This is a genomic window from Chitinophaga nivalis (assembly GCF_025989125.1).
Classification (GTDB): Bacteria; Bacteroidota; Bacteroidia; order Chitinophagales; family Chitinophagaceae; genus Chitinophaga; species Chitinophaga nivalis.
The window spans coordinates 3,025,600-3,041,759 of the sequence record NZ_JAPDNR010000001.1 but is presented as its reverse complement, the minus strand read 5'-3'; the positions used below and the strand labels follow the sequence as shown (position 1 = coordinate 3,041,759).

Genomic DNA, 16,160 nt, shown 5'->3' with positions numbered 1-16,160 from the left:
AAATGGTTTTTACGTTTTACCTTTACAGCAATTAAAAATCAGCGATTTTTATTTTCATGAAGCATACGATCCTACTGTCACTGAGCCTGTTGGCATTTACCGGAAAAGCATCTTGTCAATATTTTTTCCAGGATATCTATAATACCCGGCAAACCATCGCCAATATGGCCCTGCTGAAAAACAACAAAGTGAAAACCCAGGTCGTACAAAGCCTGGACGCCAGCATGAACACGGAGAATGACTTCCGTTGCGAAAGAGCCATGAGTCCCACCTACCACCAGATGCGGGCTAAAACCCAGTCAAGGGCTACCGGCTATTCCGTAATGACGTCGTCTTTTTCTTCCAAAGGCTGGCTCACCAAAACCACTGACAGCACGGAAGCCAGCGTCACCACCACCCTTTACCGGTACGACGCCGAAGGCCACCTGCTGTATGTAAGCAGCACCTCCCAGGCCCGTGACAGCAAAATGCGCTTCGATGAAAGCCGCAGCTACAGCTACGACAACGCCGGCAAAGTCACCCAAATGGTACAAAAGAAAGGGAATGACAACGACTCCGTACTGGTACGCTTTAAAACCGACAGTATAGGTCACGTCACTGAAGAACTGGAAACCCGGAAAGGCGTGCGCAGCAAACGTACCTTTTATAACTACGACGCACAGGGCCATCTCACCGATATCTTCCGCTACCACCCTACCAAAAAGAGGATGCTGCCGGACTATATCTTTGAATATGATGCGCAGCAACGCCTGAGCAAGATGACCACCGTTAATGCAGAAACTTCTACCTATAGCATCTGGAGCTATAACTATCTGCCGAGTGGATTACCACAGAAAGAGGAATGTTATGGTAAGGGTAACGAGCTCTTGGGGACGGTAAAATATAGTTATACCTTCAACCCTTAGAGCATGTTAAAATAATGAGATGCATAAAATATTTTCATTCAACGTAAAAAAAATTTTGCAGCTCCAAAAAGATTCCTATCTTTGCAATCCCAACGAAAAAGCGAACAGCTAAAAAACGTTGAAAGTTCTTAGAATAAAAGCGGAAGTAGCTCATTTGGTAGAGCACGACCTTGCCAAGGTCGGGGTGGCCGGTTCGAGCCCGGTCTTCCGCTCCACTGCTGTTGCAAGACACAGTATGTATGATACCCTGGTGGTGGAATTGGTAGACACGCGGGACTTAAAATCCCGTTCGCAGCAATGCGAGTGTGGGTTCAACTCCCATCTGGGGTACTTTAAACCGTCGTAACTATTTGAAAGACAATAGATTTACGACGGTTTTTTTATGCCTGAATTTTCGAGTTTTCTCTCCTACTTTTTACACATTGTTTTCATTTTAGCCACTTACGTGTTCAACTCCCATCTGGCTCAAATCCTCTGCTAAGTGAGATAAGCTAAGGAAGAATAAATCCTGTCCTGCAAAAGAGTAGCAATACTTTTTTCTGTCTTCTTCTTTAATTTGCGAGAAGTCCGTCCAATCAGCTTTTACGGTGGTTTCAATTTTTTTATCACTGAAATGACATTCGTGACTAATGATTAATTCATCGTTTAGCCCTTCCAGTGATACTGTCATATCGAAGCGACAATCCGAGCACTTTTGTGCAGGCATATCATAGCGTCTTCCATCAGCATCCACTATCACTCTGGGCAAATGATCCCTTAAACATTCAAAAACAAATAAGATCGGCTACTCTTCCATATCAAAGAAATAGGTGCAGGAACGCATTCGTAAACCACAAACATCACAGGTGACATGCTTAGGTTTCGGCAACCGATCAATAAGCAAATCCTTCATTTCATCGCTATCCATCATTTCCTGTACTACTAGGTGCTTAATATTACCCCTTTGAATTGAAATCGTTTTGTACAGGTCGAATTCAAGATCGCTGATATTAGGCTCACCTGATACTCCTTGCAACAAGGTGATCGTGTGGTGATCGTGTGGTTATCATAACAGTCAAGATAGCTGCAATCTGCCTTCCGAAGTTTCGCCTTTGTTTTCATCTTTAGGCTGTTTTAAAGTGAGAAGATCATAAAACAAACCCTTTCTGTAGTTGAAAGCCAAAGCTGGATAAATGGCCGAGGTAAGAAATAGTTTACCGTCAAACTCAAGTGCCTCCGGAAAAATCAATTTCATTAGTTTAAATTTTTCCGTCTCTCTGTATGTAGTAAACAACTCATTCAAATGCATTAACATCTCTCCTGCCCTATTGAGCATGTCCAGTACTGGCATTTGTTCTTTTCGCTACTGCCTCCCAATGTGCCTTATGCAGGCTGCAATCGGCATATACGCGATTGTACATACTGGTCGAAATCATGTCATTTATAAGAGCAATTTATAGATAGCTAATTTTTTGATTTGTTGCCTTTATCTGATCAACGCAGTTTTTTATCTCTGCGCTTTGGTGCTTCCCGTATTCCTGTAACCAGGTTACAGCTTTATCCTAACCAGGTCAAAATCCGTTGGTGTGAAAGAAAGCTGCTTCATAATTTTATCAAACCTCAGATGTAATGTTTCCCCTGGGAAATTATAGGAGTGCTCCTTTCCACAGAAATAATAAAGGTATTTTCGTCTGCTACGACCACCAGAATAACTCCCTGAGATCGCAGCTCCACATGGACATCTTAAAATACCACGCAAAGGAATAATCTGCTTATGTTTTGAAGCAATTGGCTTATGCCTTCTATTCAATAGACCCTGAGCGGTATTAAACAGAGATAACGATATAATTGGTTGATGTAGCCCTTTCACAAGTCTTTCCGGTTGACTGGCACTCCTTGCAATCCTAATAAAGCCTGCATACAAAGAATTACCCAGGACATGCTGAATACAATTATTACCTGTTCGATTGAATCCCAGACTCCTAGCCTCTTCGAAAATCAGGGAGAACGGCACACCAGCTATATACTGCTGAAAATAAACCTGATTATTTCGGCTTCCTTAGGCACAATTTCCAGTACTGGTAACCCCTCCCTATCTTTTTTACTCCTATAGCCAAACGGAGCGTGATGCGTAAACCGGCCCTAATTCCTTAGCCTACAACATAGCTTGGGCTGTACGGCTTCGAATAAGGTTTAGCTCATGACTCGCAATAAGTAGTTTTATCCCACGCATCAGAAAACTGCTAGGCGAAGAACTATCTTGCGATATTGGCACGCTCACCGTCACCACTCGGATTCTATACTTTTGATATAATTCGTCAATCTTCTGTAATGCCTTGATTAGCTCTCTGCAGAAGCGGTCTAACTCTACAACAACCAGATATTGGACTAGATCTTTATGTTTTTGGAGAAATTCCTATAAAGCCTTCCAGTTGAGGCGGTCGAAAGTATCACTACTCTCACCGTCGTCACAGAAGAAAGCAATAAGGGTTAGATCGTTTTGTTCACAGTAGCGCTTTATGGCTTGCTCATGATACGTGAGGGAGTAGCTGGATTGATCTTTGATACTGATGCGGGCGTAGCCAATGGCGAAAACGTTGATATTTGTTTTCATGGCTAATCTAGTTTTATCAATAATGAGAAAAGATAACCATAAAACCCCATTTCCATTTCATTTACCGAACTGTATTTCAAAATCACTTACCGACTGCGTATCACTGTTACTGTGGTAAAAGGACGATGATTGGAATATCTATCAAAATATAAAAAAGTAAAAGATCCAAGTCTAGCGCAGTGAAGTAGTGAGCAGTAATATTTCGACCTATTATCTTTTACTTTTGTTGGGTTGCCATACAACACTAAGAACTGAGTCAAACTTTGGGGTTATGATACAAAACTCTTTCATTCTCAGATCCTCATCCTCATCTCTTAATTCAAACCAAGTCGATTTAAAAATATCCTGATCCACCCACTCCTTCGAATAAATCTTGCCTTTCTCATAATATTCGCTTGCAACTGAGCCTGACGGAACTGCTAAATGCCTATTATCAGGAATTCTGGACCAAAAATCGTTAGATTTTTTCCAATACTGAACTATGCCACCCTTACAATAAAATAGGCAAATAGGAAAATTTCCATAGTCAACATACCTAAAAGCGGTAGCAGACAGGGTCGTATCAAAGCTTTCGGCAAGCTTTGATAATACTGAAAATGAAAAATTTTGCCCGATACATGCAGATTTGAATTTTTGCGCTGGCATTAAAAGTTCAGCAGCAAAATCATTGGCTTCCTTCTCCTGGCTTCCCTTTCGATAATCTTCTAAAGTATCGTGGTTATCAGTAAAGCTAGCTTCCCTATCAGGATGGAGTATAATATGCCCCAATTCATGGGCAAGTACAAATCTTCTTTTTTTGGGATATTCGATTTTTGAATTAACCGACACTATCGCTTTCCCATTTTTCATGACCATTCGTCCATCACATCCAGACAAGGGAACCTCCTTTATAATACCATTTTTATAAATAATCAAATCTTCAATATCCACGTCTCTGGGGTCATTTACACTACATTCAAATAATAAATCTTGCGCCGCTTTAGATGCTATCATTGACTATTTTCATTTTCTAGCTGAGACATCAGGTCTAATACTTCCGTATCATTTAATATCTCCTGTAAATTTTCCACCGTAAGATTCTCCAGTTTGTTGAATTGTAGTCGTGGGCTTTTTGCTTGCAGTTGCAGAAGAATTGCCTCTTTGGTTTGAACTGTAGAAACGGCAATCTCTCTTAACATTTTGACAGCTTTTTCATATAAGCCCGAATTATTAATTTTATTCTTCGCTACGACTACTTTAAACATTTGACTCTTAATAAATGAAAGACCTTCTTTCCCGATCTTTTCAGGATCAAATCCTTCGCACCTTAGCATTTCATCCAACCTCTGCTGGTTCTCGCAAGCCATCTCCATTTGAATGTCGATGAGCCGGCCAATATTTAGCTTTTGGGATTCCATGTTATAATATTTTGTTCTTTATAGAAATACAATATCTCTTGCCTTTTTTTATTATATTATATATATCAGATATATCTTTTGAATATTCAACTGAAAGATCTCTTGGCTTTTTACACTCTAAAAATTCAATAAAAATAAGATACTCCTCATCATTTCCAAACGCAGTCTCTAATTCAGCCCAAACTTCGTTGGTGACTTCAATCTCCTCATCCGGCAAATCGTTATCTGGAAGGTTGGTTAAATAATCCATATCGCGGCCAGACACCACGATTTGGTTTCTTCTTTGTGAATTCACCTCAATCCTTCCTGTTTGCTTGAAGTGGTTGCCAATCAGACTCTTAACAACGTGTTTTAAAAAAATGCGGATATCGGGTTTGTCATGAAAATTCCAGCGCCGTCTACCTTCAAAAACCCTCTTGATAGCCTCCTGTACAAAGTCTACAGCGCTTGCTTCAGAATCGGCCTCAAACCGAGTTGATAATCCGGCCTTTTTGAGTTTAAGTTCAGCATATAACACCTGCTCCTTGAAAATAGCCTCCCATTCGGAGTTACTAATATCCTGTAATCGGATAAGGGTTTCGGAGTCAATCATTACAACAATTTTGTCTATTTCATAAATATATATACTCCTTAAAAAAAACTTTTAGCCATTTGGCTAAAAAAAGGAAGTCGGGAGTATATCTAATATAAGGAGTTTTTTCAACTTTCTTGCAATTCGAAAAACAACTCCATCGAGAAGCATAATAAAAAAATTAATACAAAATCCAATGTTAACAACAGAACAACGGGATCAGTTTAGTGAGATATTCGATGAATTGGGAAAATCCTTAGACATTAGCAAAACAGATTATGACAAAGCAGTTACCAGTTATAGGTACGTCGGAGGGTGGCTGGCTGAAAAAGACTCCCCTTTGGCGCCGTACAGCCCTGTCATAAGTCCTCAGGGTTCATTCTTGCTGGGGACTATGATTCAGCCAGTAACGGAGGGAGATCATTTAGATATAGATTTGGTTTGTAAACTGGTAGGTAAGCGATCATACTGGACACAATATGATCTGAAACACGCCATTGGCGACCGATTGAAGGCACACGGCACCTTCAATCGCATGCTTCGTAGAAAAGAAGGCCGTCGATGCTGGACTCTCGAATATGCCGAAGAGGCTAATTTCCACATGGATATCCTCCCGTCCATCGTTGGCCACGGTTTCCAAATCCTCCTGGAAAAAGCAGCCAATCGAAAAATGGAAGATATGACACCTCTTGCCATTCGCATCACCGATAAGGAACTGCAAAACTATAAGACTGCTACAGATCCTTTAGAATGGCTGGTTAGCAATATGTTTGGTTATGCTGTATGGTTTGAAGAACGCTGCAGACTAGCCATAATAAAAGCTGTAAATTTCTCAGAATCTATTAAACCTGTACCGACTTACCAGGTTCGTAAAACACCTTTACAACGCATAGTTCAAATCTTAAAACGTCATCGTGACATTATGTTTAATGGCGACGAAGACAAACCAATTTCCATCATTATTACGACTCTGGCGGCACATGCTTACAAAAAACAAACAAATATTTTGGTGGGCCTACAGGAGGTAATGGCAGAAATGGAACAGTATATAGAAGATCGCTATGACCCAGTCACCGGGCAGTATTATAAGTGGATTGGAAACCCAGTAAATAAGCAGGAGAATTTTGCGGATAAATGGCTCACCTTCCCTCAGCGTAAAGACAATTTTTATAAATGGCTACAGGCTGTTAAACGTGATATTGCATATGTAACTGAACAACGAAGTTTACCCACTATTCAGGAAACATTAAATCGCTCCTTTGGTAAAAAAATAATAACGCAAACATTTTCCAACCTAGCCTCTATGCAACGTGAACGCCGAGAAGCAGGGGTACTAAAAATGGCCGCTTCAACTGGTATATTAGGAGCAACCGGTCGGACGTCATTAGGTAATCACACATTTTTTGGCAGTGAAGAGTAGAATTTCATTAATACATCAGGCAGGTAGTTTACGATCGTATTTTCCGGAAAGTACTATTACCAGAAGTGGAGAAACCAGTCTCACATGGATTGGTAATCTGCGTCCGACAGCGCTCAGTAATATCTACCAGGTAAAACTAAAATATACTGTTTGGGAACCACCCAAAGTGTATGTACTGGCTCCCAAACTACAATTAGCACCGAACTGCATAAGACTCCCCCATGTATACAGTACCACCGAGCAGCAACTCTGTTTATATTATCCTGAATATAGGGAATGGCATCAGGGGATGTATTATGTAAAAACTTTAATTCCATGGGCATCTGACTGGCTATACTACTATGAATTGTGGTTACCCAATGGTGAATGGTTTGGTGGAGGTATTAACCATCATGGTGACATCCCACCAATCCAGTATGAATAAGTCACATTACAATTATTACTAACTATTAAAACTAATAAAAAATGAAAAATTATCATTTAACGAAAAATGCCCACAGCGACTGGCAATTAAAACGTGAAAACGCTGAACGAGCTTCTATTAATTTTGAAGGGTTGAATAAATCGGAAGCTGTACGGCAAAGTGCAGCATACCTTTCAGATTCAGGAAGCTCCCTGAAGATCCACAAAGGAAACGGGCAATTTCAAGAAGAGCGAACCTATCCAAGATCAGCAGACCCTACTAAATCAAAAGGCTAAATGGATACAAAACCTTTCAGAATACTGAGCATTGACGGCGGGGGAATACGTGGTATTTTCCCTGCTAAACTGCTCGCAGAAACGGAAGCGGAGTTAGCCACACGTAACTGCCCGAAGACGCAAATATGGCAATACTTCGACCTAATATCTGGCACATCGACCGGAGGAATTCTCTCCCTCGCATTGTCTTTGGGTATCCCTGCTATAGATATTTATAATCTATACAGAGAACATGCAAAAGGTATATTTGGAAATAAACGGTGGCTATTCCCAACTCAGCTTTTTAAATCAGCCCATAATAGGGAATATTTAGAAAACCTTTTGAGAAGCGAGTTTTCAAAACAATTTGCTGGTAGAGATCCAATACTGAAAGACTGCAAAACAGCGACTTGTATACCTATTTATGATCTCTTCCAGGGAAAACCATCAGTACTTAAAAGCAAATACCATCCAGCATTTGTTCGAGACTTCCATATTCCAGCATATCAAGCTGCTCTCGCCACTTCTGCTGCACCAACATTCTTTAATCCTTACTCCTCCGATTACATCGATACGAATGGCAACAAACAACTTTTTCATAATAAAGTAGATGGTGGTGTTTTTGCAAATAATCCTACTTTATTAGCGATCATTGAGGCACAAAAAGCATTTAATCAACCCCTTTCTAATATCGAAGTACTTTCAATCGGCACTGGACATCAGCGGTTTGTGGATGGCTGTTCCAGATCACGATGGGGGCTACTTTACTGGGCCATAAGCAAGAAAAGAATCATTGATCTATTCATGCAGGGTCAATCCCAGCAAGTACAAAATCTAATTAGCCTAATGAAAAATGGGATTGACAGGTCTGAACCAGACAACTTCAGGTACATGCGTATCGATACAGAATTAGACGATACTTGTAAGGTCGAGTTAGACGATACGAATCCTGTTAAGTTAAATAAATTAGCAGAAAAAGCACAGATAGAGTTTCAGAATCATGGAAATCGTATCTTGAATTTTTTAGAAATATCAAAACATTAAAAATATAAAATGGGAAAATTTATTGCATATTTTGATTATTTAGGGTACAAAAGTTTTATTGAAAACTGTGAGCCGGATAGATTAGATACTAGAATTAGCCATATACTAAGAGACATAGAAATGTCAATGGGAAATGGAAAGTACATTGAATCATCAAGGGGACATTTAGTAGCTGATATCTCATCTTCTATAGTACACTGTTTGAATATCTCCGATACTGTAATTTTTTCTACTAAAGATGACAGTAAGGAAAGCCTGATCGAGCTATTAGAAGTCGCTAAGAAATTCAACTTTCAAAGCAATTTTTATAATATGCCCGTCAGAGGAGCAATTCTGTATGACGAATATGAGATGCTTAGTAGTCAAAGTAAAAATGAGGCAGGATCTACATATAGCGTAAATATGATTTATGGTAAAGGGCTTGTCAAAGTCCATACAAAAGCAGAATGTTTAAACTGGGCTGGAGCTGTTATTGATGATAGTGTCATTTCCAAAATAGCCGAAACTGAGAATGTAGATACATTCCTCACTCCATACGCCAAAAAATACCCGGTACCTTATAAACATGAACCATATATCTTGGAAGAATATGCGCTTAAGTTACTAGCTGATGGCCAAAATGAGACGTCCATCGAAAATATGTGCAGGAACATCAAAGATTCGTTTGCAAGAGACAATAAACCGACAGAATCTGAACGTGTTCAAACTATTATTGCCAATACGGTAGCCTTTGTCAAATCCCATAATTAGAATTGCCTTTGGGGGAAAACACCAAGCCAATATGTTTGGTATCATGTTGGGACATACAAAACAATATGCATATTAGGTAAGGGTAATCGGGTTTCCAGCGATAAAAACACCATGTATTTCAGATAAAAAAGGTAATATTTTCCAAAAATTTACCATCTGGGGTACAGGTAGAACGAAAGTTCTGAAGTTTTGAAAAAAGGCACCGACTATCGTCGATGCCTTTTTTGTTTGTTATACAATACCCTAAGAAGTTTTGGGGCATCCATAATCGATGTAACTTTCTCAAACAAAATAAGTACACTACTCCCATCTAGCTTATGAAAACCAATAATTCAATTGTCTTCTTTGAATATATAAAGACCCGAACTGAAGCTAAGTGGGAAATTATTGACCCCAACGATATTTTTGGCCCATCTATACAACCCGGTAGTAAGTGGAAACCTGGTCTTACTGAAAAAATGTTGCACGCATTCGAACAGGAGATAGGATACACTTTTCCAGAACCACTCTGCAATTTTTATCGCACGATGAATGGACTGGACAGGCCATATCCTCACCTAGATGAGGATAATAACATTATTACCTGCAATGCATTCTATTCCTATCCGGAGGACTTAAATAAAATTCGTAGCCAGATCGAATGGATTTATGCAGCAACAGGTATCACCTCCGCGATATCAAAAGCAAGAAATATTTCTCGCATCTTTCCTATATGGGGGCATCGTTTTATAATGATTGATGAACCAGAACACCCGATATTATCAATGTTCGGAAATGATATTATCTTCTATGGATTCACCCTGGGGGATACTTTTTTAAAAGACTTTCTCGGCACCCACGGTAAGCGACAATACAACGAACCGGTAGTGCCATTCTGGTATCCGGGATGGCGCAAAAATCCTAAAATGCCTAAGTACAAACGCAATAAAGGTGTTATGACTAAATGGATACAAAAGATGAAAAAGCAAGTTATTCTACGAAAGCGAGCATTGGGATGAGGCTTTCATCTATAAAAGGTCATTTCAAATAGATGTTATCTTTTACATCTTCTATTTGAAATGACCTGAACCTTGATATCTAAAGATTAATTATCCTTTGCTGGCATTTAAACTCGCAATGATAGCCCTAAAACTTTCCAACCCGGTCTCCAGGTTTTCAACAATATCTTCTGCTAATTCATCGGGATCAGGTAAGTTATCCAAATCTGCCAGGGACTTATCTTTCAACCAGGTGATATCCAAACTGGTTTTATCCCGGGCTATAATTTCCTCGTAAGTAAACTTACGCCATCTACCTTCCGGATTAGCTTCACTGAAAGTTTCGTTTCTCTTGTGTCGGTTCTGCGGATTGTAGGCAGTGATAAAATCCCTCAGATCCTCCAACTTTAATGGATTCTTTTTTAAGGTATGATGCACATTGGTTCTGTAATCGTACACCCATATTTCTTTCGTCCAGGGATCTTTACTGGCCGGCTTACCATCGAAGAATAAAACGTTTGCTTTTACACCATTGGCGTAAAAAATACCCGTTGGCAGACGCAGTATTGTATGCAAATCTGTTGTTTCCAATAACTTCTTTCTGATGGTTTCTCCGGCTCCACCTTCAAACAACACGTTATCCGGTAATACAACAGCTGCTTGTCCGGTTGTTTTCAGCATGGATTTAATATGCTGTACAAAGTTTAACTGTTTGTTACTGGTAGTAACCCAGAAGTCCTGACGGTTATAGGTAAGATCCTCTTTCTCCTGTTCTCCATCTTCATTGGTAAACGTCATACTGCTTTTCTTCCCAAAAGGCGGGTTCGCCAGGATATAGTCATAGCGGGTTTCGGAAGCGGAAATCAATGAATCATTCGGAGAGATCAGCACCTGTTCACTATCGATGTCACCAATATTATGCAGAAACAGGTTCATTAATGCCAAACGCCGGGTGCTTGCCACAATTTCATTACCAAAGAAAGTATTGAACTTCAAGAATTGCTTCTGTCCTTTGTCTAATGACAGGTTCTTTTCATCCGTCATCCAATCATAAGCGGCCAGAAAGAAACCACCCGTACCACAGGCTGGATCAGCAATGGTTTTCATCGGTTGTGGCCGCAGACATTCCACCATCGCCTTAATCAATGGCCTTGGCGTAAAGTATTGCCCTGCCCCGCTTTTCGTATCTTCTGCGTTCTTCTCCAGCAATCCTTCGTAAATATCCCCCTTATCTTTCACTCCCATTAGTACCCACTGCTCTGCATTGATCAAGGCGATCAGCTTGTAGAGTTTAGCCGGATCTGTTATCTTATTCTGACTTTTAGTAAAAATCTGTCCCAGAATACCTTTCTCTTTTGCCAGCTCCCGTAGTAAATGATTGTAATGAACTTCCAGTTCATCACCTGTTTTGTTCGTCAAAGTTTGCCAGTTATATGCTACCGGAATAGGCATTTTCCTGTTGTGTGGCGGATGGGTATATTCATCTGCCATTTTCAGGAACAAAAGATACGTTAACTGTTCCAGGTAATCACCGTAACCTACGCCATCATCGCGAAGGGTATTACAGAATGCCCATACCTTGCTGACAATACTGGAAGTATTGACAACCTTATTTTCCACTATTATTTTATCTTCGTTTATTGTTGTTGTTTTTTTTGCCATGACTTCCCGCTGTTAGATTAATTTTCCTTCGAATGCTTTTTTGAGAATGGATTGTTTGAGTGATTCTGCTTGCTGCAAGCTTTGGGTAATAGTTTCTTCCAGTTTATCTGCGACGCTGAGACGGGATTCGATGGCTTGGACGATACGGTACTGCTCTTCGATTGAGCAAAATGGCACTTGGAAATTTCTTATTGAATTCAATGATACTGTTTTTTGTGCAGTCCCAGTCGCAGTAGCTTTAGCTTGATCCCAAATTTCCGGGGATTGAAGTACATAGTAAAGCCACTTTTGATTAGCTGAATCTTTTGGTCTTATTAACCCTATATGCCTTTGAAAACAAAATTCTTTATCATAATCTATCAATATAGGAATACCAAAAGAGCCTGTTACTGTATAGAGTATATCTCCTTTGGCTGGCTTTCTATGTTCTTTAAGAGTTTCATAATACTCATTTGACACAAAAAATGTTTCAGAAAAATTAATCTTATTAGAATGCTTATCAACATTTGAAATAGTAATAAAGGGAATTCCACTTTTAGATTTAGGTGGTGGTTGGTGATCCCCATCACTAATTACTATAGTTAATTCTTTCAAAGATAATTTTCTCCAGCCATTCGGCACCGACCCTTCTTCTACCCTATCGTTAGTTAGCTTCCCTTCAAATGCCCATTTCAATATACTTTGCCGATATACTTTCAATTGCTGCTGAGCCGCACGCAGACTTTCAATACCTTTATCTAACTCGCTAAAGAGTTCTTCAATTTTGGAAACGACGGCTTGTTGGATAGAAAGAGATGGTAAAGGAATATGCGTACCTTCAAACTTACCTTTAGTCACATGAACCATCCCTGATCCATGTGCCTGTGTATATAGTACATGAACTATTTCCTCCAGCAAATAGTATAAATAAAGTTTGTCAACACCCTCATTGGGAACAACTTTAAAAATATGTTGATTCAACCATGCATCTTCACCCTTCCAAATATATGCTCCTAGAGATGCAGACCATGCAAACAGTAGATCACCTTTTTTTACTTCATATTTTTTTTCAAATTCATTTCTTGTATAATTATACTTAGCGTCTGGATTATTTAAATTTTGAATTCTAATTATTGGTTTTCCAATTAGCTCCCATTCAGTAGGCTTAAATGCTCTACCATTTAAATAGTTAGCAATATCTCCAAGCCTCTCCCACTTCCAATCTGCAGGCAATTGATTTTTACGTTGCTCTTTGTCCATCTATTTATTTAATTACAAATGAAAGTATCAGATATTATTCTCTAATGACTGATACCCTACGCTGCCAACACCTCATTCAACTCCTCAATAATCTCATCTGTCTTCTCTCCAAACAGCTGCCACATTTTCCCCAGCCCTCCATTTCGGTTAAACGGATCCAGCTCAAAATCCTCTTTATCCAGGTGGAAACTGGCCGCTACGTAATCTTTGATCATGCGTAGCCATTGCATTTGTTCTTCGGTGAATTTGGTGGTCGTACCGGCCTGCTTTTTAAATACCCAGGTCTGGAAGTTTTTATCCACCACTTTATCGTAACCCGTCAGCGTGGTATCGATACCGATTACTTTACGAATCAGGCTTACCAATGCCATCAACTCATTTTTCGGTTCCCCGTTGGCTTGCTTTAGTTGTTCAAAAGCACGCCATACATTTAACGGAGCCAATAACGGTTGTTCCATCGTCAGCTTCTCATAAAGGCTTCTGATCATTGTATAGGTCAGTTCCCGACGGCGATATGGCTGATCATAAAAGATTTCCAGGGCTGTTATTTCGTCTTTGTTAGCCGCTATCCAGGACGTAAAATTACTGATGGTTAGTTCGGCAGCGGTATCCTGGTCTTTCACCCAGCCCATGTTGCGGATCTTATCCATGTTAATATGGTCGATAATCTGATCATATTTTTTACGTACATCAACAATATATTTCCGCAGATCCGGGTTATCGAAGATGCGGATAGCGTCTTCAATGAGTTGTTTTTTTGCCTCCTCAATAGCAGCATTAATTTTCACCGGCGCCTCCCCTATTAACTGTTCCTTCTTATCTTCCTCTATACTATAGATTACATCCGGATCATAGGCGTTCAATAACTTCCTGACAACCTGGTTAATTGTCTGCCCGTTTGCATGTGCCGCGAAGGTAGCTTTTTCTTTATCATTAATCTGTTTTTCGAGTTTTAACAGCCGATTGGCCAATGTAGTAAGGATATCTTCGCTGGTCTTGTTCATGGCCACTTCCTGTAATATGTCTTTCAAACTTATACCAGGTTTTCTCTCCAGCGGGCGACTATCCGTTTTCTGGGAATGCTCTACACCTATGGCATCAATGATAACGAAATGATCCTTGGTGAATTTCGCAGATGGGGTACCGGTAGCTCTCAATTGCTCCAGAGAACAGGTGCGGGTACCACGACCTTTCATCTGCTCATAATAACTACGGCTTTTCACATCCCGCATAAATACCAACACTTCTAACGGACGAATATCCGTACCGGTCGCAATCATATCTACAGTAACGGCAATACGTGGATAGTAATCATTACGGAATAGAGAAAGTACCTCTTTCGGGTCCTCCTCACTACGGTAGGTAATTTTCTTGCAAAATTTATTACCCTCCCCAAATTCTTCCCGTACCATCTCTATGATATCTTCGGCATGGGAATCTGTTTTAGCGAATATCAGGGTCTTGGGTACTTCAAAGTTACCCGTCTGATCTGTCCTGTCCGGAAAGATCGCAGGCAGTGTATCCTTTATCGCCCGGATAATGGTTCTGATTGTGCTGGGATTTACAATATCCTTATCCAACTGTTTCCCGCTATACTCAATGTCTTCATCCACCGCTTCCCAGAATTTTTTCCGGGTCAGTCGTTCGCGCTTATCTACCTTTTCACCTAGTTTGATGGTGCTTCCTTGTCTGGTAATTTCCGTTTCGATGGTAAAAACATTGTACGGCACCAATACGCCATCAATCACCGCTTTTTCATAGCCATAATCACTGACCAGGTTTTGTTTGAAGTAGCCAAACGTTCTATTGTCAGGGGTAGCTGTCAGCCCCACCTGGAATACATCAAAGTAGTCCAATACCTGCTTCCAGAGGTTATAAATGCTCCGGTGACACTCATCTATGATAATGAAGTCAAAGAATTCCAACGGCACCTTTTCATTATACACAACAGGTGGTGGCTCCTTGCTTGGCGATCTTTCATTCGGATTTTGTTCTTCTGTATTTTCGTCCAGCTCTTCTCCCTTTAAAATGGCATACATCCTTTGAATGGTACTGATGTACACCTGATTATCGTCCGGAATAAAACTGCTTTTCAGCCTTGTTACACCATATAGCTCCGTAAACTTCCGGTTATCATCGTTAGGCACATAGGCCATAAATTCCTGCTCTGCCTGTTCTCCCAGGTTCTTGGTATCTACAAGAAACAGTATGCGTTTAGCTTTCGCGTACTTCAACAGCCGGTAAACCGCAGTGATAGCCGTGAAGGTCTTCCCTGACCCCGTAGCCATTTGTATCAAAGCCTTTGGACGGGCCTCTTTAAAAGATTTTTCCAGGTTGACAATAGCGGTAACCTGACAATCCCGCAACCCATCCGGTGATAATGCAGGCAAATCATGAAGCCGTGTTCTTAAAGATTTATCCTGTCGTAGCCATTCTACAAAGGTTTCCGGGCGATGAAAGCTGAAGATCTGCCTGGATCGGGGTTTTATATCCCGGCAATCTGTAAATCGGGTTATCTCGCCGGTACTTTCATAGATAAAAGGAAGCGGGTCATGTTCACAATACTTTAAATGTGCCTGGGCATATCCGCCGCTTTGCTCTTCATGTGTGGACATATGCACTCCTTCTTCTGCCCGTTTGGCTTCAATAACACCCACCGGTTTTCTGTTTACAAACAGTACATAGTCTGCAGGGCCTACATCCGTCGGATATTCACGAATGGCAATACCCATGCCTGCACTCAGGTTAATACTGGATTTATCCTGAATGATCCATCCGCATCTTATCAATTCAGCATCAATTAGTTTTCGGGCTTTTTGTTCAGGGCTCAAGGTGAAAAGGATTAATCTACAAAATAAATAAAATTCCTCACAACGACAGTAAAGTTGTCTTGTTGAGTTATCTGATAGCGCCAGCAAAATTCA

At 40.3% G+C, this 16,160-nt stretch carries 16 protein-coding genes, 2 tRNA genes and 1 pseudogene; 9 read left to right on the top strand and 10 right to left on the bottom strand.

The window, feature by feature from the left end; translation table 11 throughout:
- The first annotated feature begins 56 nt into the window (after positions 1 to 56).
- From OL444_RS12415 to OL444_RS12405, 3 genes are all read left to right on the top strand, one after another.
- On the top strand, positions 57 to 905 hold the full coding sequence (locus OL444_RS12415) for a hypothetical protein (RefSeq protein ID WP_264732876.1): 849 nt from the start codon (positions 57 to 59) through the stop codon (positions 903 to 905).
- A 139-nt stretch (positions 906 to 1,044) separates the two neighbouring features.
- Positions 1,045 to 1,120: transfer RNA gene (locus OL444_RS12410), tRNA-Gly, on the top strand.
- Positions 1,121 to 1,149: 29 nt separating this feature from the next.
- Positions 1,150 to 1,235, top strand: a tRNA-Leu gene (locus OL444_RS12405).
- 103 nt (positions 1,236 to 1,338) lie between these two features.
- Here the strand turns inward: OL444_RS12405 and OL444_RS12400 are convergent.
- The 7 genes and pseudogenes from OL444_RS12400 to OL444_RS12375 all read right to left on the bottom strand — a co-directional run bounded on the left by OL444_RS12400 (position 1,339) and on the right by OL444_RS12375 (position 5,487).
- On the bottom strand, positions 1,339 to 1,611 hold the full coding sequence (locus tag OL444_RS12400; RefSeq protein ID WP_264732877.1) for a hypothetical protein: 273 nt from the start codon (positions 1,609 to 1,611) through the stop codon (positions 1,339 to 1,341).
- Positions 1,612 to 1,959: 348 nt separating this feature from the next.
- Complete coding sequence (locus OL444_RS12395) at positions 1,960 to 2,139, bottom strand: hypothetical protein (protein ID WP_264732878.1); 180 nt, start codon at positions 2,137 to 2,139, stop codon at positions 1,960 to 1,962.
- Between the two features lie 294 nt (positions 2,140 to 2,433).
- The gene (locus OL444_RS31925) at positions 2,434 to 2,907 is read right to left on the bottom strand and encodes a hypothetical protein (protein WP_371878173.1); all 474 of its coding nucleotides are present in this window, start codon (positions 2,905 to 2,907) and stop codon (positions 2,434 to 2,436) included.
- 132 nt (positions 2,908 to 3,039) lie between these two features.
- Positions 3,040 to 3,498 (bottom strand): annotated as a pseudogene (locus tag OL444_RS12390) (recombinase family protein).
- A 210-nt stretch (positions 3,499 to 3,708) separates the two neighbouring features.
- Positions 3,709 to 4,491, bottom strand: a complete 783-nt coding sequence (locus OL444_RS12385) for an ImmA/IrrE family metallo-endopeptidase (protein ID WP_264732879.1) — start codon at positions 4,489 to 4,491, stop codon at positions 3,709 to 3,711.
- On the bottom strand, positions 4,488 to 4,895 hold the full coding sequence (locus OL444_RS12380) for a hypothetical protein (protein WP_264732880.1): 408 nt from the start codon (positions 4,893 to 4,895) through the stop codon (positions 4,488 to 4,490). Before OL444_RS12380 ends, OL444_RS12385 begins: the two co-directional genes overlap by 4 nt.
- 1 nt (position 4,896) lies before the next feature.
- The gene (locus OL444_RS12375) at positions 4,897 to 5,487 is read right to left on the bottom strand and encodes a sigma-70 RNA polymerase sigma factor region 4 domain-containing protein (RefSeq protein ID WP_264732881.1); all 591 of its coding nucleotides are present in this window, start codon (positions 5,485 to 5,487) and stop codon (positions 4,897 to 4,899) included.
- 175 nt (positions 5,488 to 5,662) lie between these two features.
- Between OL444_RS12375 and OL444_RS12370 the strand changes: the two genes are divergently transcribed.
- The 6 genes from OL444_RS12370 to OL444_RS12350 all read left to right on the top strand — a co-directional run bounded on the left by OL444_RS12370 (position 5,663) and on the right by OL444_RS12350 (position 10,356).
- The gene (locus OL444_RS12370; protein ID WP_264732882.1) at positions 5,663 to 6,886 is read left to right on the top strand and encodes a nucleotidyltransferase domain-containing protein; all 1,224 of its coding nucleotides are present in this window, start codon (positions 5,663 to 5,665) and stop codon (positions 6,884 to 6,886) included.
- On the top strand, positions 6,876 to 7,310 hold the full coding sequence (locus OL444_RS32095; protein ID WP_264732883.1) for a type II CBASS E2 protein: 435 nt from the start codon (positions 6,876 to 6,878) through the stop codon (positions 7,308 to 7,310). Before OL444_RS12370 ends, OL444_RS32095 begins: the two co-directional genes overlap by 11 nt.
- Positions 7,311 to 7,351: 41 nt before the next feature.
- Complete coding sequence (locus OL444_RS12365; RefSeq protein WP_264732884.1) at positions 7,352 to 7,585, top strand: DUF2188 domain-containing protein; 234 nt, start codon at positions 7,352 to 7,354, stop codon at positions 7,583 to 7,585.
- The gene (locus OL444_RS12360) at positions 7,586 to 8,608 is read left to right on the top strand and encodes a CBASS cGAMP-activated phospholipase (RefSeq protein WP_264732885.1); all 1,023 of its coding nucleotides are present in this window, start codon (positions 7,586 to 7,588) and stop codon (positions 8,606 to 8,608) included.
- A gap of 9 nt (positions 8,609 to 8,617) precedes the next feature.
- Positions 8,618 to 9,358, top strand: a complete 741-nt coding sequence (locus OL444_RS12355; RefSeq protein WP_264732886.1) for a hypothetical protein — start codon at positions 8,618 to 8,620, stop codon at positions 9,356 to 9,358.
- Between the two features lie 317 nt (positions 9,359 to 9,675).
- Positions 9,676 to 10,356: an SMI1/KNR4 family protein gene (locus OL444_RS12350; RefSeq protein ID WP_264732887.1), complete on the top strand. Its 681-nt coding sequence runs from the start codon at positions 9,676 to 9,678 to the stop codon at positions 10,354 to 10,356.
- Between the two features lie 90 nt (positions 10,357 to 10,446).
- Here the strand turns inward: OL444_RS12350 and OL444_RS12345 are convergent, their stop codons facing one another.
- The 3 genes from OL444_RS12345 to OL444_RS12335 are packed head-to-tail and all read right to left on the bottom strand — an operon-like array spanning position 10,447 to position 16,067.
- The gene (locus OL444_RS12345) at positions 10,447 to 11,997 is read right to left on the bottom strand and encodes a class I SAM-dependent DNA methyltransferase (RefSeq protein WP_264732888.1); all 1,551 of its coding nucleotides are present in this window, start codon (positions 11,995 to 11,997) and stop codon (positions 10,447 to 10,449) included.
- A gap of 12 nt (positions 11,998 to 12,009) precedes the next feature.
- Positions 12,010 to 13,236, bottom strand: a complete 1,227-nt coding sequence (locus tag OL444_RS12340; RefSeq protein WP_264732889.1) for a restriction endonuclease subunit S — start codon at positions 13,234 to 13,236, stop codon at positions 12,010 to 12,012.
- 56 nt (positions 13,237 to 13,292) lie between these two features.
- Positions 13,293 to 16,067 carry a type I restriction endonuclease subunit R gene (locus OL444_RS12335; RefSeq protein ID WP_264732890.1) on the bottom strand — a complete coding sequence of 925 codons (2,775 nt, stop codon included), beginning with the start codon at positions 16,065 to 16,067 and terminating at the stop codon, positions 13,293 to 13,295.
- Positions 16,068 to 16,160 lie beyond the last annotated feature (93 nt).